Origin of the sequence: Mesorhizobium sp. M0239 (assembly GCF_040321815.1) — a bacterium.
Classification (GTDB): domain Bacteria; phylum Pseudomonadota; class Alphaproteobacteria; order Rhizobiales; family Rhizobiaceae; genus Mesorhizobium.
Genome location: NZ_JAMYSG010000005.1, coordinates 94917 through 117415, shown reverse-complemented (window position 1 = coordinate 117415; position 22499 = coordinate 94917). Strand labels below are relative to the sequence as shown.

The 22499-nt window shown below is 63.3% G+C and carries 26 protein-coding genes and 1 tRNA gene; 17 read left to right on the top strand and 10 right to left on the bottom strand.

Annotation, left to right across the window (positions count from 1 at the left end):
- Positions 1 to 141 precede the first annotated feature (141 nt).
- Positions 142 to 984: an SDR family oxidoreductase gene (locus tag NKI99_RS06465; RefSeq protein WP_128303180.1), complete on the bottom strand. Its 843-nt coding sequence runs from the start codon at positions 982 to 984 to the stop codon at positions 142 to 144.
- Positions 985 to 1089: 105 nt separating this feature from the next.
- On the bottom strand, positions 1090 to 1473 hold the full coding sequence (locus NKI99_RS06460; protein ID WP_127290690.1) for a DUF1330 domain-containing protein: 384 nt from the start codon (positions 1471 to 1473) through the stop codon (positions 1090 to 1092).
- 148 nt (positions 1474 to 1621) lie between these two features.
- On the opposite strand from NKI99_RS06460, the gene NKI99_RS06455 reads away from it, so the two are divergent.
- Positions 1622 to 2512: a LysR family transcriptional regulator gene (locus NKI99_RS06455; RefSeq protein WP_128303181.1), complete on the top strand. Its 891-nt coding sequence runs from the start codon at positions 1622 to 1624 to the stop codon at positions 2510 to 2512.
- Between the two features lie 213 nt (positions 2513 to 2725).
- On the opposite strand, the gene NKI99_RS06450 is transcribed toward NKI99_RS06455, so the two are convergent.
- Complete coding sequence (locus tag NKI99_RS06450) at positions 2726 to 2995, bottom strand: alcohol dehydrogenase catalytic domain-containing protein (protein WP_352610243.1); 270 nt, start codon at positions 2993 to 2995, stop codon at positions 2726 to 2728.
- A 128-nt stretch (positions 2996 to 3123) separates the two neighbouring features.
- Positions 3124 to 3213 (bottom strand) — tRNA-Ser (locus tag NKI99_RS06445).
- 358 nt (positions 3214 to 3571) lie between these two features.
- Here NKI99_RS06445 and NKI99_RS06440 point away from each other — a divergent pair.
- The 5 genes from NKI99_RS06440 to NKI99_RS06420 all read left to right on the top strand — a co-directional run bounded on the left by NKI99_RS06440 (position 3572) and on the right by NKI99_RS06420 (position 7450).
- Positions 3572 to 4276, top strand: coding sequence for a DUF2569 domain-containing protein (locus tag NKI99_RS06440; RefSeq protein WP_245486098.1), 705 nt, complete (start codon positions 3572 to 3574; stop codon positions 4274 to 4276).
- 307 nt (positions 4277 to 4583) lie between these two features.
- Positions 4584 to 4907, top strand: a complete 324-nt coding sequence (locus NKI99_RS06435; RefSeq protein ID WP_128303183.1) for a hypothetical protein — start codon at positions 4584 to 4586, stop codon at positions 4905 to 4907.
- Positions 4908 to 5008: 101 nt separating this feature from the next.
- On the top strand, positions 5009 to 5674 hold the full coding sequence (gene msrA / locus NKI99_RS06430; protein ID WP_128303184.1) for a peptide-methionine (S)-S-oxide reductase MsrA: 666 nt from the start codon (positions 5009 to 5011) through the stop codon (positions 5672 to 5674).
- 208 nt (positions 5675 to 5882) lie between these two features.
- Positions 5883 to 6872 carry a BMP family lipoprotein gene (locus NKI99_RS06425; protein ID WP_128303185.1) on the top strand — a complete coding sequence of 330 codons (990 nt, stop codon included), beginning with the start codon at positions 5883 to 5885 and terminating at the stop codon, positions 6870 to 6872.
- 116 nt (positions 6873 to 6988) lie between these two features.
- Positions 6989 to 7450, top strand: coding sequence for a GNAT family N-acetyltransferase (locus tag NKI99_RS06420; protein ID WP_128303186.1), 462 nt, complete (start codon positions 6989 to 6991; stop codon positions 7448 to 7450).
- Here the strand turns inward: NKI99_RS06420 and NKI99_RS06415 are convergent.
- Positions 7445 to 7852: a hypothetical protein gene (locus tag NKI99_RS06415; RefSeq protein WP_352610240.1), complete on the bottom strand. Its 408-nt coding sequence runs from the start codon at positions 7850 to 7852 to the stop codon at positions 7445 to 7447. The two genes, NKI99_RS06420 and NKI99_RS06415, sit on opposite strands and share 6 nt — an antisense overlap.
- 22 nt (positions 7853 to 7874) lie before the next feature.
- Entirely contained in the window at positions 7875 to 8081 is a 207-nt protein-coding gene (locus NKI99_RS06410; RefSeq protein WP_206517192.1) for a SlyX family protein, read from the bottom strand.
- Positions 8082 to 8310: 229 nt separating this feature from the next.
- Between NKI99_RS06410 and NKI99_RS06405 the strand changes: the two genes are divergently transcribed.
- From NKI99_RS06405 to deoA, 6 genes are read left to right on the top strand one after another with little or no spacing between them, the layout of a single operon-like run.
- Positions 8311 to 9843: an ABC transporter ATP-binding protein gene (locus NKI99_RS06405; protein ID WP_128303187.1), complete on the top strand. Its 1533-nt coding sequence runs from the start codon at positions 8311 to 8313 to the stop codon at positions 9841 to 9843.
- Complete coding sequence (locus tag NKI99_RS06400) at positions 9840 to 10979, top strand: ABC transporter permease (protein WP_352610237.1); 1140 nt, start codon at positions 9840 to 9842, stop codon at positions 10977 to 10979. The genes NKI99_RS06405 and NKI99_RS06400 overlap by 4 nt, the downstream gene beginning before the upstream one ends.
- A gap of 1 nt (position 10980) precedes the next feature.
- Positions 10981 to 11952 carry an ABC transporter permease gene (locus NKI99_RS06395; RefSeq protein ID WP_352610235.1) on the top strand — a complete coding sequence of 324 codons (972 nt, stop codon included), beginning with the start codon at positions 10981 to 10983 and terminating at the stop codon, positions 11950 to 11952.
- A gap of 56 nt (positions 11953 to 12008) precedes the next feature.
- Positions 12009 to 12401: a cytidine deaminase gene (gene cdd / locus NKI99_RS06390; protein ID WP_023812575.1), complete on the top strand. Its 393-nt coding sequence runs from the start codon at positions 12009 to 12011 to the stop codon at positions 12399 to 12401.
- Between the two features lie 30 nt (positions 12402 to 12431).
- Complete coding sequence (locus NKI99_RS06385) at positions 12432 to 13241, top strand: purine-nucleoside phosphorylase (RefSeq protein WP_352610232.1); 810 nt, start codon at positions 12432 to 12434, stop codon at positions 13239 to 13241.
- Complete coding sequence (gene deoA, locus NKI99_RS06380; RefSeq protein WP_352610230.1) at positions 13241 to 14560, top strand: thymidine phosphorylase; 1320 nt, start codon at positions 13241 to 13243, stop codon at positions 14558 to 14560. Before NKI99_RS06385 ends, deoA begins: the two co-directional genes overlap by 1 nt.
- Positions 14561 to 14642: 82 nt before the next feature.
- On the opposite strand, the gene NKI99_RS06375 is transcribed toward deoA, so the two are convergent.
- The 3 genes from NKI99_RS06375 to NKI99_RS06365 all read right to left on the bottom strand — a co-directional run bounded on the left by NKI99_RS06375 (position 14643) and on the right by NKI99_RS06365 (position 17181).
- Positions 14643 to 15206 (bottom strand): TIGR02281 family clan AA aspartic protease, encoded by a 564-nt coding sequence (locus tag NKI99_RS06375; RefSeq protein ID WP_352610227.1) that lies wholly within the window; start codon positions 15204 to 15206, stop codon positions 14643 to 14645.
- Between the two features lie 224 nt (positions 15207 to 15430).
- Positions 15431 to 16060: a uracil phosphoribosyltransferase gene (upp, locus tag NKI99_RS06370; RefSeq protein WP_023812571.1), complete on the bottom strand. Its 630-nt coding sequence runs from the start codon at positions 16058 to 16060 to the stop codon at positions 15431 to 15433.
- Positions 16061 to 16206: 146 nt separating this feature from the next.
- Positions 16207 to 17181: an adenosine deaminase gene (locus NKI99_RS06365; protein ID WP_128303193.1), complete on the bottom strand. Its 975-nt coding sequence runs from the start codon at positions 17179 to 17181 to the stop codon at positions 16207 to 16209.
- 134 nt (positions 17182 to 17315) lie between these two features.
- On the opposite strand from NKI99_RS06365, the gene ubiE reads away from it, so the two are divergent.
- The 5 genes from ubiE to coaBC all read left to right on the top strand — a co-directional run bounded on the left by ubiE (position 17316) and on the right by coaBC (position 21736).
- Positions 17316 to 18092 (top strand): bifunctional demethylmenaquinone methyltransferase/2-methoxy-6-polyprenyl-1,4-benzoquinol methylase UbiE, encoded by a 777-nt coding sequence (gene ubiE / locus NKI99_RS06360; protein WP_127328341.1) that lies wholly within the window; start codon positions 17316 to 17318, stop codon positions 18090 to 18092.
- Between the two features lie 70 nt (positions 18093 to 18162).
- Positions 18163 to 19737 carry a 2-polyprenylphenol 6-hydroxylase gene (ubiB, locus tag NKI99_RS06355; protein ID WP_128303194.1) on the top strand — a complete coding sequence of 525 codons (1575 nt, stop codon included), beginning with the start codon at positions 18163 to 18165 and terminating at the stop codon, positions 19735 to 19737.
- Positions 19738 to 19813: 76 nt separating this feature from the next.
- Positions 19814 to 20074, top strand: coding sequence for a FitA-like ribbon-helix-helix domain-containing protein (locus tag NKI99_RS06350; RefSeq protein ID WP_023812567.1), 261 nt, complete (start codon positions 19814 to 19816; stop codon positions 20072 to 20074).
- Positions 20071 to 20478 carry a type II toxin-antitoxin system VapC family toxin gene (locus tag NKI99_RS06345; protein ID WP_127290735.1) on the top strand — a complete coding sequence of 136 codons (408 nt, stop codon included), beginning with the start codon at positions 20071 to 20073 and terminating at the stop codon, positions 20476 to 20478. Before NKI99_RS06350 ends, NKI99_RS06345 begins: the two co-directional genes overlap by 4 nt.
- Positions 20479 to 20503: 25 nt before the next feature.
- Positions 20504 to 21736, top strand: a complete 1233-nt coding sequence (coaBC, locus tag NKI99_RS06340) for a bifunctional phosphopantothenoylcysteine decarboxylase/phosphopantothenate--cysteine ligase CoaBC (protein WP_352610225.1) — start codon at positions 20504 to 20506, stop codon at positions 21734 to 21736.
- A gap of 84 nt (positions 21737 to 21820) precedes the next feature.
- On the opposite strand, the gene NKI99_RS06335 is transcribed toward coaBC, so the two are convergent.
- On the bottom strand, positions 21821 to 22399 hold the full coding sequence (locus NKI99_RS06335) for an invasion associated locus B family protein (RefSeq protein WP_352610222.1): 579 nt from the start codon (positions 22397 to 22399) through the stop codon (positions 21821 to 21823).
- Positions 22400 to 22499: the final 100 nt, after the last annotated feature.

Sequence of the window (22499 nt, the reverse complement as noted above, 5' to 3'; positions counted from 1 at the left end):
GACCTCTTAGCGGACGTATTTGATCAATCCACAGGTGGCCGTTTTGGGGCTGCCGCAGCCACGAAGTCTTCACCTCGGAATTGCAGTGCCAGTGGTGTTCAGCCACCAGCACCGCAAGTACGGATGTTCCGCAGGGGTCGCTTAGTTATGGCCATTCTCGTCGATGGCGAGGGAACTCGAGAGCTCGCGATAGGCATCGATCTGCTGCTGCAGAATGGCAATCTTCTGCTCTGCCGTCGCAATGGCATCGGCACCGGCAAGGAAACGATGGGGCAGCACGTCCCCAGCCGCGAGCGTGATCAGTGCGTGCGCAAGCTTTGCGGGGTCACCCCCTTGCTTGCCGTTTTGAGAACGCCAGAAAGCGATCTGCGCCGTCCGCCGTTCGTTGTAGTCCTCGACGGAAGGCGCGGCATAGTTGGTCGACTCTTCCGTGAGAAGCTCGGTGCGGAAAAAGCCCGGGTTCACGATCATCGTCTCGATGCCGAACGGCACGACTTCGGTCTGCAGCGCCTCCATCCAGCCGTCGAGGCCGAACTTCGAGGCTGAATAGGCCGTGCAGAACTCGAAGCCCATTAGCCCGGCCGTCGAAGAGATCGAAATGACCCTGCCGGACCGCTGCTTGCGCATCGCTGGCAGAAAGGCCCGCGTCACGTTCATGGGACCGACGAGGCTGGTGCTGAGCTGCAGTTGCATCTGTTCGGCGGTCAGCTCTTCGAAATACCCGGCAAAGAAACTCGCCGCATTGTTGACCAGCACGTCGATGCGGCCAAACCGGTCAAGCGTTGCCTGGGCAGCGGCTTCGGCGTCGGCCGCGCTCGTCACGTCCAGCTTGACGATAAGGACGTTCTCGGACTTTCCGACGGCCCTTGCGACCTTTTCCGTGTTGCGGCCGGTTGCCACCACCTTGTGGCCCGCCGCCAATGCGGCCTTGGCGATATCCAGACCGAGGCCCCGGCCTGCGCCGGTAATGAACCAAACACTCATATTGCGCTCCTGTTCTCTAGGCCGCAGCTCGGCCTCGAATTCGGACGCGATGGCCAGCAGGGGCTGACGCCGCCCATGCCGGTATCCATCCGCCAGCGGACTGCGTCACTGCGGAAGGCCGGCGCCTTCGGTGATGATGCGAAATCCTTCGGTCGATTTGGTGAAAAACTGCCGGGCCGCCGTGTATTCCGGCGAGTTGTAGTAGCGCTGGGCGTCAGCAAGGCTCGGGAACTCGGCGATGGCTATCACCGATCTCGAGCTTCCTTCGATGGCAGTGACATTGGGGTTGTAGACGATCACCCGGCCGCCATACTTGGTGACGAGCGGCGAGGCGGCTTCGATGTACTGCTGAAACACCGCCTTATCCTTGATGTCATAGCTGCCGATCATGTAGGCGCGGGGGACGGCGCCCGTCGCTTCCTGAGCAAAGGCGGCAGGGCTCACGATCATGGTGAGGGCGGCGAGCGCGCCCACGATTACCTTCTTCATTTTGTTCTCCTTCGGTGGCCAGTTGGACGGTAGGCATTGCGCGGAGAGTTGCTCCGGACCGTCTGGCCTTGAGGTCAGGAAGTTAGCTCCTTTAGCGGCATGCAATTAGATGGTATAATCTGCATGGGCTTAGAAGTGGGGTTGATGAATGCGTCGCGACAGTCTGGATGACTTCCTGACCTTCATCGCCGTCGCCCGCGAGCGCAGCTTCACCAAGGCGGCCGCCAAGCTCGGGGTGTCGCAGTCGGCTCTGAGCTATTCGATCCGGACGCTGGAAGAGCGCCTCGGCGTTAGGCTGCTGACCCGCACGACCCGCAGCGTCTCGCTCACCGAAGCGGGGGATCGTCTGTTCCGAAGCATCGCTCCCAAGTTCGATGAGATCGCAAGCGAAATTGCCGCCCTCAGCGCCCTGCGCGACAAGCCGGCCGGCACAGTCCGGATCACCACCGTGGAGCATGCCGGCGAGACTATCATCTGGCCTGCCATGGTCGGGCTCATGCGCGACTATCCCGACATCAGGGTCGAGATCATCCATGACTACGGCTTGGCAGACATTGCGGCCGATCGCTTCGACGCGGGTGTGCGGCTTGGCGAACAGGTGGACAAGGACATGATCTCGGCGCGCATCGGACCAGACTTCCGCATGGCGGTTGTGGCAGCGCCTTCATACTTCGTAAGCCGCTCCCGTCCGGTCACGCCTGAAGACCTTGCCGATCACGCGTGCATACCCCTGCGACTGCCCACAGGCGGGCTCGCACCGTGGGAGTTTCGCCAGGAGGGGCGGGAGTTAAAGGTGCGCGTTCAAGGACACGCAGCGTTCAACACCCTCGCGATGATCCGTCAGGCCAGCCTTGAGGGATTCGGGCTCGCCTACCTGCCCGAGGACCTAGTGACCTCCCCCCTTGAAGAGGGTCGCCTGGTGCGTGTTCTTGAGGACTGGTGCCCACTCCGGCCGGGATATCACCTGTACTATCCAAGCCGGCGCCAACCCTCGCCGGCTTTCGCACTCGTGCTGGAAACGCTGCGCTACCGCGACTGAGTACGGTTGAAATAAGGATCGTCAGACCTTGGCGACCATGGCGCCTATCCAAGCAGCTCGGTACAGGAAGTCGGCGTCCGTTTCCCACCGATCCCGGTCTCCCCAATTTATGAGTTCACGGCCTAGGGCGAGATGATCGACCGTTTTGCTGCCATTCTCCGGTATTCGGCCCTGTTCAGAATATGACAGCACCGGGGCAACACTATCACACCTTCAGCACAAGCGCCTTGGTTGTCCTCCTGGCCTCGAGATCGCGATGAGCGTCGGCAGCCTGCGCCAGTAGGCGCCGACCGGCGGGCATGCATAGGCAATGCGGTCGCCGACTGAAAAGCCTGAAACCTCCGGGCCGACCGCTACGATGAGACCGGCGGCTTCAATGCCCGGAACGCCCGGCGGCTGCAGGAGGTCGAAATAGCCGGTCCCTGCAATAGACGTCGATGAAGTTGACCCCAATGAATGCGTGACGGATCTGGACCTCGCCACGCGATGGCGGCGCCAAGCCGATCTCCGCAAGCTGCAGAACCTCGGGTCCTCCGTGGCGCTCGACGAGGATTGCCTTGGTCCGTGTGCCCTGGGCGCCGGCTCCAGGCAACTCCGGCTGGGGTGCAAATTGGCGGAGAGAGCGGGATTCGAACCCGCGTTACGGTCTCCCGTAAACACACTTTCCAGGCGTGCGCCTTCAACCACTCGGCCACCTCTCCGTCCATGCATGTCGCGTCGGCCGGTTTCGCCGTGCGGGTTGGGGAGATGCACCTCCCTTGGGCTGAGGCGTGGAAATCCGCGCCGGCGCCGCCAACCAGCGAACGCCCTTCCCCGCACCTGAGCCGAAGCAACAGGCGCGGGGCTCATCTAGTCGATCCGGCGCCGAATGCCAAGCCATAACGGCAGTCTATTCGCTTTGCCGGCCACACAGTGTTTCACAAGGCGGCCGGCATGCCCGTTTTTACAGGCGCCGCCGCTGCAATGGTGTGCACAGGCAGGACCGCGGGGCCGGCCGCCCTTGACTTCCCCCGGAGTTGCCTGTCGGGTGCCGAGGCTTTGCGGGGGCATTGTGCGGACATGACATCAAGCAATGGACAGACGCCAGTCAGGCGGCCGGACAGCGGGCTGTCCTTCGTGCCGGTGGGCTGGCTTGTCTTCGTCATGGCGTGGTCGGTCTACGGCCTGATCTCCGTCTGGCCCGCGGTCGGCGCCACCGGCCTGCCAGACAGCGTGTTTTACCTTATCTATGGCGGGCTCGTCATCGATATCGTCACCATCCTGTGGGGGCTTTACCTGCTCGGCCTCGCCTTCGGCCGCTCGGCCCGCTTCCCGCGACGGTTCATCATCTGGCAGGTCGCCACAATCGTCTGGCTGGTGACCTGGCAGGCCTGTGCACTGACGATTTCGGATTTCGTCTTTTCGGGCCAGGCGCTTGCCATCATGGCTGCTCAAATCGCCATCGGCGTTCTCTGCATCTATCTGCTGCGCCGTGGATCCGAAGCCGATGCCGTTTATGTCAATCCGGAAACCGAAAGCCCGCCTGTCTTCGTCTCGGTCGTCGCCGCGCTGCTCGGCATCGTCCTGGGCGCGGTCATCGGCGCCGTGGGCGGATTCGCCATCGGCTCGGTGATCGCTGATGCCACCGAGATGAGCTGTTTCGAGGGCGCCTGCGGCTATTTCGCCGTGTTCACCGGCCTGGCCGGCCTGGCGATCGGCGCCATAGGCGGCGGCGTTTTTGCCGTCTGGCGTGTCCATCGGCGCAAAAGGAAGCCGGCCGCATAGTTCGCGCAGGGCAACGAATCCGGGTTCACCCGGGCTTTAGAGACTTCGCCGGCACGTCGGTTTGCAAGGCACCAAACGCAAAAACCCGCCTGTGCGGCGGGTCGTCGGCGCAAGTCAGCACCATGCCGAAATTGTTAGCATAGCTGCCCTCATATGTCAATGAAAAGCCACCCGGCCGACTGTCGTCCGGCCTTCTGTTGACCTGAGTTTGGAGTCTGCAAATTCGCGTATGGCGATTGCGATCCAGCCATGCGCATTCTATCTCTGAAAGGCCCCTCGATAGGGACCAGCCCGGAGGAGGGTTCTGATGTTTCGCTTCGTCTTTCGTCTTGCCGCAATGATCGCGCTGTCGATTTCCGTCATCATGGCGGTGCTCGACGCGACACGCACCGTGGCGGCCTCCGTTCTGGTGCTGACCCCGCTCAACACCAGTTGGCTGGCGGTCTCCCCCGACACGCGGGCCGCCTTCGAAACCTTCATCCGAACCAAGGCCAGCCCGCTGCTGTGGGACGGCGCCATCGCCTGGGTGCTGAACCAGCCGGGCTTCGCCGTGTTCGCGGTGCTGGCTTTCCTGCTCTATGTGATAGGCTACAGGCGGCCACCGCGTGCTGGGCAGTTCGCCGCCACCTAGAGCATCGGACCCAAAAGCGGTTGCCGGTTTTGGAAAATCCGATGCTCAAACAAAGCCGCCGTCATGCGGCATCTTATGTTTCACCCGGAGAGGAGCCGCGCATGTTCTTTCTCAGCGACATGCTGAATAAGAAGCTCAATCTGCCGAAGCCCTCCGAGGCCCTGCCGGGCCGCGCCAGGGCGATCCCGACCGCATCCAGGCACAAGGTCTTGAAAAGATCGCTCAAGGGTCCTTATCCCGAGAGGCTGGAGACGGCGATGTTCGGACTGGGCTGCTTCTGGGGTGCGGAGCGGCTGTTCTGGCAGATCGAAGGCGTCTGGGTCACCGCGGCTGGCTATGCCGGCGGCTTCACCCCCAATCCGACCTATCAGGAGACCTGCACCGGGCTTACCGGTCATGCCGAAGTGGTGCTGGTGGTCCATGACCCCGAGATCGTCTCCTATGCTGGGCTTCTGAAGCTGTTCTGGGAAAGCCACGACCCCACGCAGGGCATGCGCCAGGGCAATGATGTCGGCACCGCCTATCGCTCCGCGATCTACACGAGCGACGAGGCGCAATTGTCGGCGGCGAGCGCCTCGCGCGATGCGTATGAGACCTCGCTGCGCGGTGCCGGCCACGGCAGGATCACCACCGAGATCGCGCCGGCGGCCGAATTCTACTTCGCAGAATCCGATCACCAGCAATATCTGGCGAAGAATCCTTACGGCACGTGCAACCTCAAAGGCACTGGCGTCGCTTGCGCCATCCCTGCCGCCGCCTCCGCCTGACACTTGGCGCAAGGACAAGCTGCGGTGCGGCTTGCCCGCACCAAGCTTTTCCAAAAGGTCAAAATTCCGCGTGAATTTTGTTTCGGGCCATGCCAGATTGCCGCCGAGCGGGAGGGAGTACACTCCTGGCTGACGTCGTATGCCTGCCGGAGAACCGGGCCGGCATGCGGCGCGTAACGGAAAAAATAACCGACAGGGTGTGGATCACATGAAACGTATCGTTCTCGGCCTCCTGGCCGCAACCGCAATGGTTCTTCCGGCTTTCGCCGCGGATGTCCAGCCGGCCATCCTCTATGATCTCGGCGGCAAGTTCGACAAATCCTTCAACGAGGCTGCCTACAACGGCGCCGAAAAATTCAAGACGGAAACCGGTACGGCCTACGTCGAATTCGAGGTCTCCAATGCCTCGCAGCGTGAGCAGGCGCTGCGCCGCTTCGCCGAGGACGGCCGCAACCCGATCGTCATGGCCGGCTTTGCCTGGACGGACGCGCTGGCCAAGGTCGCCGCCGAATATCCCGACCTGAACTTCGCCATCATCGACGACCAGGTCGATCTGCCGAACGTGCGGTCGCTGAAGTTCAAGGAACAGGAGGGCTCCTACCTCGTCGGCGTCCTGGCGGCCATGGCTTCGAAGTCGAAGAAGGTCTCCTTCGTCGGCGGCATGGATATCCCGCTGATCCGCAAGTTCGAATGCGGCTATGTCGGCGGCGCCAAGTCAGCGGGCGCGACCGACGTCATCCAGAACATGACGGGTGATACGCCGGCTGCCTGGAACGATCCGGCCAAGGGCGGCGAGATCGCCAAGACGCAGATCGACCAGGGCTCCGACGTGGTCTATGCCGCGGCAGGCGGCACCGGCGTCGGCGTGCTGCAGGCGGCGGCAGATGCCGGCAAGCTCGGCATCGGCGTCGATTCCAACCAGAACGGCCTGCAGCCGGGCAAGGTGCTGACCTCGATGCTGAAGCGCGTCGACGTCGCCGTCTACACCGCCTTCATGGACGGCAAGAACGGCACCTTCAAAGGCGGAGTCGAGAATCTGGGCCTCAAGGAAGGCGGCGTCGACTACGCCATGGACGACAACAACAAGGCGCTGGTGACGGAAGAGATGAAGGCGGCCGTCGAAAAAGCCAAGGCCGACATCATTGCCGGCAAGGTCGAAGTACACGACTATACGGCTGACAACGCTTGCCCCTATTGAGCGGCACGAACACACAGCCATGATCTGCAAACCGCCGGGCGCCAGCCCGGCGGTTTTGCCTTATACGGGTTCGAGCGAAACCTTCGCTCCGTGCCGGACACCGTTTGGGGATACGGATGCAGCCGACGATCGAACCCATGGGCGAGCACGACATAGCAGCTGTCGCGCAACTGCGCCTGGCTGCCTTTTTCGCGGGAACCGGAAGGACCCTCGGTGAAGATGCGGCAGGGCTTCGCGACTTGATCGCCGGTGACGGCTTCGAGGCGGCATTCGTGGCCCGGATCGGCGACACCCCGGTCGGGACATGCCTGCTGGTCCGCCACGAACTGGAGCCCGCACATGATCTGACGCCATGGCTGGCCGGGTTGGTTGTCGATGCAAGGTATCGACGCCGAGGCATCGCCACCGCGCTGGTCAAGGCAACGGAAGCCCATGCGGCGTCACGGGGCGTCGAGATGCTCCATCTCTACACGTGGGATGCGCGTGATTTCTACGCGGCTCTCGGCTGGAATACCGTTGAGATAAGCGGCTCGGACGGCGAGAAGATGGCGCTGATGTCGCGCCGGCCCCGCCTATAGCAGCTTCGCGACGACACAGCCCAGCGCGAACGCCACCATCAGCCCGGCGGCAACGAAAACTCCGCGCCGGCCGCCAAGCGCGTGCACGCCAATGCCGTATGGTGGCCGGGACAGGCTTCGGATCGCCGTGCGCGGTTTGACCTCATTGCCGCCGAGCTCGACGCTGCGCATCTGAGGTAACTCGGCTAGGCGTTGGGTAACCAGTTCCCAATGCCTGCCAGGCAGCAGGCCGCGTTTTCCGTAACGGTCGAAGAAATACATCTGCTCGGCAAGTCGCACGACCGCGTCGCGGAAGGCGGGATCGACCTCCAGGTCACGTTCGGCCCGTTCGCGGTCTTTGTCGTTCATAAGACCGAGCACATATTCGCCGGCCCGCGCGATGCGATCGTTTTCACTGACCACGGCGTGCACCTTCCCTTTTTCCTCACCAGTGCGGCGGCTTGGTTACCGGCACTTCATCTCCTGTCTGCTCCTCCAGCGCCAGGAAGCGATCCGTCAGCGCGTCGAGCTTGCGCTGCATGCGCTCGATCACTTTCCACTGCTCGGCGATCTGGCCGGACAGTTCCTCGATGATCTTCTCCTGCTCGGCGGCGCGTATTTCCAGCGTCGTCAGCCGGTCAGCGGGCGTGATCATGTGAATTCCCCAGTCTCATCGCGATGTCGTTGACCGCGATGTCTTGCGCCGTAATGCGAATTCCGGCGCCGTCATACTAGCGAATGTGAAGGCCCCGGCCACGTTGCAAATTGACAAGCGCACCGGGATTTGTCGAGAGTGAACCGGCTCCGGCAATTGGCACGGGCGGAGCGTCATGCTAGGCGTTTTGACCAAGCGATAAAAAAATAAGAGTGGGACAGGCTGCATGGCGCAAGCCGCAATCGAGTTGATCGGCATCAACAAGAGTTTTGGTGCGGTGCGCGCCAACCGGGACATCAATCTTGAGATCGGTCGCGGCACGATCCACGGCATTGTCGGCGAGAACGGAGCTGGCAAGTCGACGCTGATGTCGATCCTCTACGGCTTCTACCAGGCCGACAGCGGCGAGATCCGCGTTGGCGGCCAGCCGGCCTCGATCAAAACCCCCAATGACGCCATCGCGCTCGGCATCGGCATGGTGCATCAGCACTTTATGCTGGTCGACAATTTCACGGTGCTGGAGAACGTCATCCTCGGCGCCGAAAGCGATGCGCTGCTGAAGAAGAGCATCGCCAAGGCGCGCTCCGAACTGGAGCGGCTGGAGCGTGAATACGGGCTGGAAGTCGATCCCGATGCAATCATCGAGGAACTGCCGGTCGGCCTGCAGCAGCGAGTGGAGATCCTGAAAGCACTCTATCGCGGCGCCGAGATCCTGATCCTCGACGAGCCTACGGGCGTGCTGACACCGGCCGAGGCCGACCATCTGTTCCGCATCCTCGGGCAGTTGAAAGACCAGGGCAAGACGGTGGTGCTGATCACCCACAAATTGCGCGAGATCATGGCCATCACCGACACCGTGTCGGTGATGCGCCAGGGCACGATGGTGGCGACGCGCGAGACCAGGAAGACCACGGTCGAGGAACTGGCCGAGCTGATGGTCGGGCGGCGCGTGCTCTTGCGGGTCGAGAAGGGCGAGGCCGAGGCCGGCGCCGTCAAGCTCGCGGTCAAGAACCTGACGGTGAAGGATACGCGCGGCGTCACCATGGTCGACGACATCTCCTTCGATATCAGGGCCGGCGAGATCGTCGGCATCGCCGGTGTTGCCGGCAACGGACAATCCGAACTGCTCGAGGCGATTTCCGGCATCAGGCGTGCCGTGTCCGGCTCGGTCATGCTCGACGGCAAGCCGATCGACCTGACCGGCGCCGCCGACCCCGGCGAACTGCGCGACCGTGGCCTCGCGCATGTGCCGGAGGACCGCCATCACGTCGGGCTGGTGCTGGCCTTCGAGGAGAACGAGAATTCGATCCTCGGCTATCACGATGATCCCCGTTATTTGAAGGGGCCGTTCCTCAACATCGATGCCATCCGCAACGATGCCAGGGACAAGATCGCCAAATACGACATCCGCCCGGCCGACTGCCGGCTGAAGACCGCCAATTTTTCCGGCGGCAACCAGCAGAAGATCGTGCTGGCGCGGGAGATGGAACAGGACCCTGGTGTTCTGATCGTTGGCCAGCCGACACGCGGCGTCGATGTCGGCGCCATCGAATTCATCCACAAGCGCCTGATCGCCATGCGCGACCAGGGCAAGGCGGTGCTGGTGGTGTCGGTCGAGCTTGACGAGATCCGTTCGCTGTCCGACCGTATCCTGGTGATGTTTGCCGGCCGCATCGTCGGCGAGCGCGGCCCCGAAGCGACCGAGGGCGAGCTCGGCCTGCTGATGGCCGGCATCGAGCACCAGGAGGCCGCCGAATGAGCGCGCCTTACGCCAAACTGCCGGCCTGGGCCGACTATGGCCTGATCCCGCTGATCAATCTGTTCGTCGCCTTCGTCGTCGCCGGCTTCGTCGTGCTTCTGGTCGGCGAGAATCCGTTGCGCGCAGCCGTCATCCTGGTCGAAGGCGCCTTCGGCAAAGGCACCGGCATCGCCTTCACCCTCTTTTATGCCACCACCTTCATCTTCACCGGGCTTTCGGTGGCGGTGGCCGCGCATTGCGGCCTGTTCAACATCGGCACCGAAGGGCAGGCCTACATCGCCGGCCTCGGCATCGCCATCGTCTGCCTGAGCTTCGACAGCACACTGCCATGGTGGCTGACCTTCCCGCTGGCGATCATTGCTGCGGCGGCGGTGGGCGCATTGTGGGCGCTCATCCCGGCCTATCTGCAGGCCAAGCGTGGCTCGCACATCGTCATCACCACCATCATGTTCAACTTCATCGCCGCCTCGATCATGGTTTACGTGCTGGTCGGCCCGTTGAAGCCAGCCGCCTCGCAAGCGCCGCAGACGCGTAACTTCCTCGCCGGCGCGGAATTGCCCAAGCTCAACTGGATCATCGAGCTGTTCGGCGCCAAGATCCGTTCGGCGCCGCTCAACGTCACCTTCCTCCTGGCGCTGGTCATGGCCTTCCTGGTCTGGCTGCTGATCTGGCGCACCAAGCTCGGCTATGAAATGCGCACCTACGGTCACAGCCCGAAAGCGGCACGCTATGCCGGCATTTCCGAAACCCGCATCATCATCACCGCCATGATGATCTCGGGCGGGCTGGCCGGCATGATGGCGCTCAATCCGGTGATGGGCGATCAGCACAATGTCGCCATCGACTTCGTTTCCGGCGCCGGCTTCGTCGGCATCGCCGTGGCGCTGATGGGCCGCCTGCACCCTGTTGGCATCGTGCTGGCGGCGATCCTGTTCGGCATGCTCTACCAGGGCGGCGCCGAGCTCGCCTTCGAGATGCCGGCAATCAGCCGCGACATGATCGTCATCATTCAAGGCCTGGTGATCCTGTTTGCCGGTGCTCTCGAGCACATGTTCCGGCCCTACATCCAGGCGCTGTTCGCCTCGTTCAGTCCGCGATCGGTCGGCATGGAAGCGGTCAAGGGGAAAGGTGCCTGAGATGGATGTGTTCAACGCGATCATCCAGACACTGGACTCCACCATCCGCCTCTCGGTGCCGCTGCTGCTTGCCTGCCTCGCCGGGCTCTATTCGGAACGCGCCGGCATCTTCGACATCGGCCTCGAAGGCAAGATGCTGGTCGGCGCCTTCGCCGGCGCGGCCGCCGCTTCCGTGTTCCATTCGGCCTTTGTCGGCCTTGGCATGGCGATCCTGATCTCGGTCGCCTTCGCCATGATCCACGGCTTTGCCTCGATCACCCATCGCGGCAACCAGATCGTCTCCGGCGTGGCGATCAATTTCATCGCCGCCGGCTCGACCATCATCCTCGGCCAGGCCTGGTTCCAGCAGGGCGGGCGCACGCCGGCGCTGCAACCGGGCGAGCGCTTCGAGGCCATCACCTTGCCGGGCGCCGAGGCCATCCGCGACGTGCCGATCATCGGACCGATCTATGCCGAACTGCTGTCGGGCCACTCGATCCTGGTCTATCTTGCCTTCCTGATGGTGCCGTTCACCTGGTGGGTGCTGTTTCGCACCCGCTTCGGCCTGCGCCTGCGCGCGGTCGGCGAAAACCCGGCCGCCGTCGACACCGCCGGCATATCCGTCGCCTGGCTGCGCTACAGGGCGCTGATCTGCACCGGCATCCTCACCGGCATTGCCGGCGCCTACCTGTCGATGGTGCAAAATGGCGGCTTCGTGAAGGACATGACGGCCGGCAAGGGCTACATCGCGCTGGCAGCCCTGATCTTCGCCAAGTGGAAGCCGGTCAACGCCATGTTCGCCTGCCTTCTGTTCGGCTTTCTGGACGCGGCGTCGATCCGCCTGCAGGGATCACCGCTGCCCATCATCGGCAAGGTGCCGGCGCAGTTCATGCAGGCGCTGCCCTACATCCTCACCGTCATCCTGCTCGCCGGCTTCATCGGCAAGGCAATCCCGCCACGCGCCGGCGGCGTGCCTTATGTCAAGGAACGTTGAGCGGCAGGTCGGCTTTGCGCCGGGTTTTGAACACGATCATCGGAGAGAACACCTGAATGTCGCATGATCTGTTCGAGGCCGCCAAGGCCGCCATGGCCAGGGCCTACGCGCCCTATTCGAAGTTTCCGGTCGGCGCTGCCTTGCGAACCGAAGACGGGCGCGTCTTTACCGGCGCCAACATCGAAGTCGCCTCCTATCCGGAAGGCTGGTGCGCCGAGACCACGGCGCTCGGCCACTACATCATGGGCGGCGGCGGCAAGATCGTGGAGATCGCCGTCATCGCCGAACGCATGGCGAAATGCTCGCCTTGCGGCGGCTGCCGGCAGCGGCTGGCCGAATTCTGCCGGCCGGAAACAAAGCTCTATCTCTGCGACAATGCAGGTGTGGCCGAGACCGTGACCATGGGCGACATGCTGCCTTACGGCTTCCGCGGCGATATTTTGAAGTGAACAACGGGCTCAAATGAACAGCTGGCAGCGATGACGGAAAAAGCCCTGGATCATCTCGTCGAAAGGCTGGACGGCCTGGCGCCGGCCACGGCACTGGTGCTCGGTTCGGGCCTCGGCAGTCTGGTCGACCAGATCGAGGACCCGATCCGGGTCTCCTATGCCGACCTTCCGGGTTTTCCCAGAAGCGGTGTCACCGGGCACGCCGGCGAAGTGGTGGCAGGGCTGTTTGCCGGCGTGCCGGTGCTGATGCTGTCGGGCCGCGCACATTACTACGAGCACGGCGTTGCCGCGGCGATGCGGCCGGTGCTGGAAGTGCTTGCCGGCATCGGCATCACGAAGCTGATCCTCACCAATGCCGCCGGCTCGGTCGATCCGGACATGCCGCCGGGCTCGGTGATGCTGATATCGGACCATATCAATTTCTCGGGCACCAACCCGCTGATCGGCGAACCAAGCGACCGGCGTTTCGTCGGCCTGACTGAAGCCTATGATGCCGGCATCCGCCAGGCCATCGAACGGGCGGCAAATGCGACCGGCACCACCCTGCACAAGGGCGTCTATATGTGGTTCTCCGGCCCATGCTTCGAAACGCCGGCCGAGATCCGCATGGCGCGCATCATGGGCGCCAATGCGGTCGGCATGTCGACCGTACCGGAGGTCATTCTCGCCCGCTTCCTCGGACTGCGCGTCGCCGCCTGTTCGGTCATCACCAATTTGGCGGCCGGCATGACCGGGGCCGAGCTATCGCACCAGGAGACCAAGGACATGGCGCCGGTAGGCGGCGCGCGGCTGGCGACGATCCTGCAGCGCGTGTTCCACGACGGACTGCTGGAGACCTGATGCTTCCCCAGGAAATCATCCGCCGCAAGCGCGATGGCCTCAGGCTGTCGGAAGAGGAGATCGCCGGCTTCGTCGAGGGCGTGACGTCAGGCGCCGTTACCGATGGCCAGGCTGGCGCCTTCGCCATGGCGGTGTTCTTCAACGGCATGAGCCGCGACGAGGCCGTGGCGCTCACGCTGGCGATGCGCGATTCCGGCGATGTGCTCGACTGGTCGGACCTGCCCGGCCCGGTCACGGACAAGCATTCGACCGGCGGCGTCGGCGACAATGTCTCGCTGATGCTGGCGCCGATCGTCGCCGCCTGCGGCGCCTATGTACCGATGATCTCGGGGCGCGGCCTTGGCCACACCGGCGGCACGCTGGACAAGATGGATGCCATCCCCGGCTACATCAGCCAGCCCGATGTCGCGCTGTTTCGCAAGGCGGTGCTCGAAACAGGCTGTGCCATCATCGGCCAGACCGCCGACCTCGCGCCCGCCGATCGACGGCTCTATGCGATCCGCGACGTCTCCGGCACGGTCGAATCAGTGCCGCTGATCACCGCTTCGATCCTGTCGAAGAAGCTGGCGGCCGGGCTGCAATCGCTGGTGCTCGACGTCAAGGTCGGCAACGGCGCCTTCATGGAAAAATCGCGCGACGCCACTGCACTCGCCAACAGCCTGGTTGAGATCGCCAACGGCGCCGGACTGAAGGCTTCGGCGTTGATCACCGGCATGAACGAGCCGCTGGCGTCGGCCGCCGGCAACGCCGTCGAGGTGCGCAACGCCGTTGATTTCCTCACCGGCCGGTATCGTGACCGTCGGCTCGAGGATGTGACGCTGGCGCTGGCCGCCGAAATGCTGCAGTCGGCGGGACTGGTGTCGTCCAACCAGGATGGCATGCGGCGCGCCACCGAAACGCTCGCCGGCGGCCGCGCCGCCGCCACTTTCGCACGCATGGTGGCCGCGCTTGGCGGCCCCGCCGATTTCATCGAGAAGCCGGAAAAATATCTGCCTGCGGCGGCGATCGAATTTGCCGTCAAGGCAACCGCAAACGGCTTCGTCACCGGCATCGCCACCCGCGATATCGGGCTCGCCGTGGTCGGCCTGGGAGGGGGGCGCACGCGGCCGGACGACCAGATCGACCCCGCGGTCGGCATCACCAGGCTGTTGCCGGTCGGTGCGGAGGTTGGGATCGGCGAGCCGCTGGCGCTGGTCCATGCCCGCTCATCGGCCGATGCCGAGAGCGCTGCCGCAACCGTGCTTTCGGCCTATACGGTCGGCGCCTCGAAGCCGCCCGCCGACAAGTCGGTCATCCGGCGGATTCTGCCGCGCGGCTAAAGCAATTTCAGGAAAAGTGTGAAACGGCTTCCCGGGAAAAGCGCATAGCGCTTTCCCTTGGGAATTGCGGAAACGAACAGCCTTACTGGACGAGCAGCAGCGTGCCGTTCTCGACCTGGTATTTGTCGAGCCGGTTGAGAAAGCTCATGCCGATCAGATTGGTGCGCAGCGCCCTGTCGTCGAGCACAATGGTCTGGACGTCATTGACCGTGATGTTGCCGATCTGCAGGCGGTCGATCATGGCCACGGCCGCCTTGATGGTGCCGTTGGCCGTGTTGACCTCGTGGCTGAAGTCCGAAGCATTCAGCGACAAGCCGATCCTGCGTGCCGTCGAAATGTTGATGGCGACCAATGTCGCACCGGTGTCGATCATGCCGTCGACCTGGCGTCCGTTGAACTTGAAAGCCGATGAGAAATGTCCGCGCTCGTCAGCCGCGACGACCACCTTGCGGCCCATCGGCAGCGGTACCGCGGGCTTGTTGGGCACCGATGCCAGATTGACGTCTGGTTGGGCTTCGACCGCTTGTTTGCCCGGCACCGCCGACCTCAGCAGGTTTTCGACGAGTTGCGGATTGGACTGATACACAATCGGTATCGATGCCGATGAACCGGCGAAAACGGCAAGGATGAGAAGCTTGCGCAGCATGGATCGGCCTCGCCGCATGACCCCGAAAATCGGGATCGATTTTCGGAAAGGCTCATGCGCAAAATCAAAGTGCTACAGCGTCCTTTGCGCGTCCGAAATGGACGCGCGGCGCCGTAGTGACAGCCGATCGTTAGACCCGGATGGTGTTTGACGCTTTAACGCGCGCCAAAACCGCGCCTTTGCGTAAATATTTGGTAAATCGGACCAGGCGACTTCGCCTGATATTACTTGGTCCCGTACATGCGGTCGCCGGCGTCGCCAAGGCCGGGCATGATGTAGCCCTTCTCGTTGAGCTGGCGGTCGATCGAAGCAGTGAAGACGGGAACGTCCGGATGCGCCTTGATGAAGCGCTCGATGCCTTCGGGCGCCGCCAGCAGGCAAAGGAAACGGATGTTGGTGGCACCACGCTCTTTCAGCTTGTCGATCGCCGCGATCGCCGAATTGGCGGTCGCCAGCATCGGATCGACGACGATCACCAGCCGGTCGGCGAGGTCGCTCGGCGCCTTGAAGAAATATTCGACCGCTTCCAGCGTTTCGTGATCGCGGTAGAGACCGACATGGGCGACGCGGGCCGCCGGAACCAGGTCGAGCAGGCCTTCCAGCAAGCCGTTGCCGGCGCGCAGCACCGAGGCGAAGACCAGTTTCTTGCCCTCAAGCGTCGGCGCTTCCATGGTTTCCATCGGCGTCTCGATGGTCGTCGTCGTCAGTTCGAGGTTGCGGGTGACCTCGTAGCCGAGCAGCAGCGAGATTTCGCGCAGCAGCCGGCGAAAGCCGGCCGTCGAGGTTTCCTTCTTGCGCATGATGGTCAGCTTGTGCTGGACAAGCGGGTGGTCGACGACGGTGACGCCCTTCATGGTGTTCTCCTGATGCCTGCGCCCGAAAATGCGCGCATGGCCCTTTCGGACGCGCCGCGCTTCAAGCTGCCTGGGCGAACCCTAGCGGCAATGCGCCGGCCAAGGAACCGCTTGGCCCGCACCGACCACAGCTTTGTCGGCGGAAATCAGCGTGCCGCGCTGCTCAACCGGGCAAGAAGTGCCGTCTTTGTCTTTCTGTCGACGAAAGCGGCTTCGATGGCTGTACGGGTAACGGCGGCCAGCGCCTTTTCGTTCATCGAGAAATGCTCGGCGGCAATGTCGTATTCGCGCTTCAGCGAGGTCCAGAAATAGGGCGGATCATCGGAATTGAGCGTCACCTTGCAGCCTGCCGCCTGCAGGGACGGAAACGGATGGTCGGCAAAACTGTCGAACACCTTGAGCGCGATGTTGGAACCGGGGCAGCATTCCAGCACGACGCCCTCGTCGGCGATGCGCCTGACGAGGTCCAGGTTCTCGATGGCGCGCACGCCATGGCCGATGCGGGACGGACGGATATGATCGAGCGCCGCCTGGACGGTCTCCCAGCCCGTCAGTTCGCCGGCATGGATGGTGATGCCGAGCCCGGCTTCGCGGGCGATCTCGAAAGCCCTGACATAGTCCTCCATATCGCCGATGCGCTCATCGCCGGCAACGCCGAAACCGGTGACCAGCGGATGCCCGCAGCGCGCCGCGAAGCGCGCCGCCTGCTCGATCGACTCGACGCCGACATGGCGCACGCCGGTAACGATCATGCGGCCCTCGATGCCGGTCTTGGCCTTGGCGCGGGCCATGCCTTCGCCGAGCGCATCGGTATAGGCTTTCGGCGACAGCCCGGCCTTTTTCGCGTGGTCCGGCGAGGTGAACACTTCGGAATAGATGGCGCCATCGCGAGCGAGACTGGTCAGATAATGGTCGGCCAGCCGCGCATAGTCCTCCTCGGTCCGGAACAGATCGGCGGAAAAATCATAAGCCGCCAGGAAGGAGGTGAAATCGTGCCAGACGAAGGAACCGTTCTGGATATAGGGCGAGGTGTCCTTGCCGTATTTCTGCGCCTGGCGGACGACGAGTTCGGGCGCCGCTGCCCCTTCGATGTGGCAGTGCAGTTCCGCTTTCAAAGGCATTCAATCATCCCGTCGGTCCGTCCAGGTCTCGAAAACCCGCCACCTGGAAGCGCGGCTGAACACCGCGCCTTAAACAATAGCGCCCGCACCATCGATCGGCTATGGTCCCGCCGGTTTTATGACGGATCAAAAAAATGTCAGTTGAGAGAACCACGGCCGCGGGCGGCATGGAAACCTCCTATGGTTTCAAGCGTGTAGGGGCTGGCGACAAGCAGTCCCTGGTCAACGATGTTTTCCACAAGGTCGCCAACCGCTACGACCTGATGAACGATCTGATGTCGGCCGGCCTGCACCGGCTGTGGAAGGACGCCATGGTCACCTGGCTCAATCCTCCCAAAAGGATCGGCTGGCGCGTGCTGGACGTTGCCGGCGGCACCGGCGACATCGCCTTCCGCATCGTCGATGCCAGCCACGGCAATGCTCATGCCACCGTGCTCGACATCAATGGCTCGATGCTGGCTGTCGGCCGCGACCGGGCCGAAAAGAAGGGCCTGTCCGGCAACACCGATTTCGTCGAGGCCAATGCCGAGGAACTGCCCTTCCCTGATGCCACATTCGATGCCTACACCATCGCTTTCGGCATCCGCAACGTACCGCGCATCGAGGTGGCCTTGGGCGAAGCGTTTCGCGTGCTGAAGCCCGGTGGGCGCTTCCTGTGCCTGGAATTTTCCGAGGTCGAGATGCCGCTGCTCGACAAGGCCTATGAAGCCTGGTCGTTCAACGCCATTCCCAAGATCGGCAAGATGGTCACTGGCGACGGCGAACCCTATTCCTATCTGGTCGAATCGATCGCCAGGTTTCCCAATCAGCAGAATTTCGCGACGATGATTTCCCGCGCCGGCTTCGACCGCGTTTCCTTCCGCAACTATTCCGGCGGTATTGCAGCACTTCATTCGGGCTGGAAGCTTTGAGGCCGGACCGCATTTCTCATAATCGACGCGTGCTATGCCGGTTCAAAGAGCCGGCAGGATTGGCGCTGCCATGAGCAATGTCAGTGCAGGATTCCGGCTCGTAAGGGCCGGCTGGGTGCTGGTCCGCGAGGGTGTCGTCGCCGCCTTGCCGGGTGAGGAGCTGTCCGGCCTGCCGAAGTTCGGCTGGCGGATGGCGCGGCTGTTCACCCGCCGCCGCGCGCTGGCCTATGAGCGCAGCGACCGGCTGGCCAAGGCGGTCGTCCGACTCGGTCCATCTTATGTAAAGCTCGGCCAGTTCCTGGCGACACGGCCCGACGTCGTCGGCAACGACATGGCGCTCGATCTCGCCACGTTGCAGGACAAGATGCACACCTTCCCCAGGGCCGAGGCCATCGCGGCGGTCGAGGCTTCGCTCGGGCGCAAGGTCGGCGATCTCTATACGCAATTCGGCGACCCGGTCGCCGCCGCCTCCATCGCCCAGGTCCATGCCGCCGACGCTCTCCATGACGGCATTGCCACCAAGGTGGCGGTCAAGGTGATCCGGCCCGGCGTGCGCCGCCGTTTCTTCCAGGATCTCGAAAGCTATTTCCTCGCCGCTCGCCTGCAAGAGAAATACATCCCCTCGTCACGCCGGCTGCGGCCGGTCGAGGTCACCCAGACGCTGGCACAGACCACCAAGATCGAGATGGATCTTCGCCTCGAGGCGGCGGCTCTCTCGGAGCTCGGCGAAAGCACCAGGGATGACTCCGGCTTTCGCGTGCCGTCCGTCGACTGGGAGCGCACCGGCCGCGACGTCTTGACCATGGAATGGGTCGACGGTGTCAAGATGAACGACATTGCCGGCCTGGAGGCCGCCGGCCATGAACTGAAGGCGATCGCAGCAAACCTCATCCAGTCGTTCCTGCGCCACACGCTGCGCGACGGGTTCTTCCATGCCGACATGCATCCGGGCAATTTGTTCGTCGAGGCAAACGGCACCATCGTTGCCGTCGATCTCGGCATTGCCGGCAGGCTCGGCAAGAAGGAGCGCCGCTTCCTCGCCGAAATTCTCTATGGCTTCATCACGCGCGACTATCTGCGTGTCGCCGAGGTCCATTTCGAGGCCGGCTATGTGCCGCGCCAGCACAATGTTGCAGCCTTCGCGCAGGCGATCCGGGCCATCGGCGAGCCGATCCATGGCCAGCCGGCCGAGACCATCTCGATGGCCAAGCTTCTGACGCTGCTGTTCGAGGTCACCGAACTCTTCGACATGGCGACGCGGCCCGAATTGATCCTGTTGCAGAAGACCATGGTGGTGGTCGAGGGCGTGGCGCGCACGCTCGACCCGGCCTTCAACATGTGGAAGACGGCCGAGCCGGTGGTCGGCGACTGGATATCAGGCAATCTTGGGCCGCGTGGCATGATGATCGATGCGCGTGACGGCGCCAGGGCGCTGCTCACGCTGGCCCGCCAGATTCCCGAGCTTGCGGCGCGCACCGACCGGCTGTCGCGCGAGATCGACCTGATGGCGGAGCACGGCCTGCGCTTCGACGAAACCACCGCCCACGCCATTGGCAAGGCCGAGGCGCGCTACAGCCGCTCCGGCCGCTGGGCACTGTGGGTCATCGCGCTGACGCTCGTCTATATCGCCTGGAAGATCATCTGAGTGCATGCAATGACAGCAATGCTGTCATTGCATGCACGCTGCTTGTTGCCTATATTAAGCGGCATGGAGCAAGACCATGAGCACGATAACAGTCCGCAACCTTGACGACAACGTGAAGCAGGTGCTCCGCGAGCGCGCCGCCGCGCGCGGCGTTTCGATGGAGCAGGAAGTGCGGGATGCCTTGCGTGAGGCGGCAATCCCAAAAACCAGGCTTGAGAATGGGGCGTGGCGACTGAAGGCTTCCCGTGACGAAATCTTGGCGCTCGGGCGGAAGCTGGAACGCCCTTTTGATCTCAAAGCGATTACTGACCATATGTGGGACGAGGGACTTCTGTGACAGTCGCGGTCGATACCTCGGCGTTGATCGCAATCCTTGGCGCGGAGCCGGATGCCGCTGCATTCGTCGACGTTTTCGGTACCTCATCTGTTGCACTGGTAAGCGCAGCGACGCTGCTGGAGGCGCATTGTGTCGCGAGCCGGTCGAGTGATGGCGTTAACGTCAACGAACTCAAACTGCTAATCGATCTTCTCGAGTTGACGGTAGTTCCTTTTGATTTAGCGCAGCTTGAAGTCGCACGGCTTGCCTACTCTCTCTATGGCCGTGGATCTCATCATCGTGCTGATCTCAACATGGGCGACTGTTTCGCTTACGCCTTGGCCAAGACGCGAAACCTGCCGCTGCTTTTCAAGGGTAATGATTTCATCCATACCGATATCGAACCGGCGCTGAAGCCGGCATGACACTGGACAGGAACTGGTCTCAGGCATGAGCCTCTCCGGCAAGCGCATCCTGCTCATCATTGGCGGCGGCATCGCCGCCTACAAGGCGCTCGATCTGATCCGCCGGCTGCGCGAGCGTGGTGCGGCGGTGCGGGTGATCATGACATCGGCGGCACAGGAATTCATCACCACGCTGTCGGCCGGCGCGCTCTCCGCCGACCATGTCTTTACCGAACTGTTCGACCGCCAGGACGAGCACGATGTCGGCCACATCAGGCTGTCGCGCGAGGCCGATCTGCTGGTGGTGGCGCCCGCCACCGCCGACCTGATGGCCAAGCTCGCAAACGGCCACGCCAACGATCTGGCCTCCACGGTGCTCATCGCCACGGACAAGCCGGTGTTGATGGCGCCGGCCATGAACACCAGAATGTGGGCGCATCCGGCCACCCGCCGCAATCGCGCGACGCTGCAGAAGGACCGCGTCACCTTCGTCGGTCCGGCCAGGGGTGAGATGGCCGAAAGCAATGAAGCCGGCGAAGGCCGCATGGCCGAGCCGCTGGAGATCGTCGCCGCCATCGAGGCACTGCTCGACGTCGGCCCGAAGTCGCTGTCGGGGCGCAAGATCATCGTCACCTCCGGCCCGACGCATGAGCCGATCGACCCGGTGCGCTACATCGCCAACCGTTCGTCCGGCAAGCAGGGCCATGCCATCGCGGCAGCACTGGCCAGGCTCGGCGCCGATGTGCACCTCGTCTCCGGCCCTGTCGGCATCGTCGATCCGGCTGGCGTGAAGACCATCCATGTCGAACGTGCGCAAGAGATGCGCGACGCGGTGGAACAGCTCCTGCCCGCAGACGCGGCGGTGTTCGTCGCCGCCGTGGCCGACTGGCGAACCGAGAATTCAGCCGGTGAGAAGATCAAGAAGGTCGCCGGCGAAGGGCCGCCGGTGCTGCGCATGGTCGAGAATCCCGACATTCTCGCCAGCGTCGGCCATCACAGCCAGCGACCCGGCCTGGTTATCGGCTTCGCCGCCGAGACGCAGGATCTCCTGCGCAACGCCGAGGCCAAACTCAAGAAAAAAGGCGCCGATCTCATCGTCGCCAACGACGTGTCGCAGGGAAGCGGCGTCGGTTCTTCGGGCGTGATGGGCGGCGATCGCAACCGGGTGCGGATCGTGTCAAAGGCTGGCGTCGAGGAATGGCCGGAGATGAGCAAGGATGATGTGGCGGCGCGGCTCGCCGCCCTGATCGCCGAAAGGCTTAAAACGATCGTCGTTTGAGCTGAAAGACGTTCTGCTGCAGTGACGCACCGCCCTGCCGCGAGATGGCATTCAGGCGGCGCGCTTTAAGTCCTGCGGCCTACATCAATTGGTCAAAAGCTCGGCGGTCCGGGCAAGCGCGCCGGCGAAGCCGTTGAGCGGAATGGAGAAGCTCACCGCTTGTCCGGTGTCTGCCGCGAAAGCGTCGATCTTCAGTGTGGTGCCTGATTTCAGCAGTGGCGTGACAGTCGCATCGAACACCACCGGCACCAGACAGCCGACGACCTGGCAGGTGTTGAACGCCAGGCTGCCGTCCAGCTTCTGATCGTCGATGGTCAGGCTGACCCCCTTGGCCAGCGCCAGGCCGAACGGCAACGCAAGCGTGCCCGTGGCATCCTCGCCGGTCTTGCTCACCAGCTCGATCGCCAGCAGCCGCTGATTGCTTTGCTTGTTGAATTGCTGATGCGACAGGCTGCAGGTCTTGGCCGTGCCCGATATCTGGCAATTGACCGTCCAGTCGCCGTGGGTTTCAGACAGTGCCGACGCGCCGCCGGGCAACTGCGGCGCATCCGCGGCAGCGGGTGCCGCGACCGCCTTGTCGCTCTTGGTTTGCGCCGCCACGGCGGCCACGCCCACGGTGCAGGCAACACCCAGCATCGCCACGAAATACGCGTACTTCCTCATCAAGATCCCTCCCGCCCGGCTCCGCCTCGGGCCAGCTAGAAACTGACCTTGAGAGACGCGCTGATCGCGTTCTGTTTAACCGTTTCGCCGAAGGCGCCAT